The 433-nt window shown below is 40.4% G+C and carries 1 protein-coding gene; it reads right to left on the bottom strand.

The window, feature by feature from the left end; genetic code table 11:
* Positions 1–10: 10 nt before the first annotated feature.
* Positions 11–433 (bottom strand): DNA polymerase III subunit delta (gene holA, locus F7R20_RS31515; RefSeq protein WP_346266517.1); only part of this gene is annotated, 423 nt, incomplete at its 5' end.

A 433-nucleotide genomic window follows, 5' to 3' on the forward strand; every position in this document is an offset into this window, starting at 1 on the left:
TTTCATTAGACTAGAAGAGTCTGCGCCCACACAAGCTGGCAATGGCTTGTTGTACTAAGTGCTCAGGATTTTCATGACCTAAACCTTTAATTGACGCGTCTAAACGAAGTAATAGAGCAGGCCAAGTCAGAAATTCATTGGCATTCAAGCGGCGTAGCGCTTGTTGATATAATCCAATTTTCGTTTTCCAAATACCCAGCTGTAAAGCATTTTGTGGTTGCTCAAACAGTTGCATCAGCAAGCGCATTTCCTTGCTGATACTCCATAAAATGAGTGACATTGGCTCACCAGAGGCAATCAAATATTGAAAAATTTTAATTGATTGAGCCAAATTGCCTTGCAGCATGGCATCATTTAAATCGTAAGTGGTGTAGCGTGACTGATCTTGTAAGCAAGCATACAAATGATCAATTTGTATGATGTCTGCTTCAGG

Source organism: Pseudomonas brassicacearum subsp. brassicacearum, from assembly GCF_008801605.1.
Taxonomy (GTDB): domain Bacteria; phylum Pseudomonadota; class Gammaproteobacteria; order Pseudomonadales; family Pseudomonadaceae; genus Aquipseudomonas; species Aquipseudomonas brassicacearum.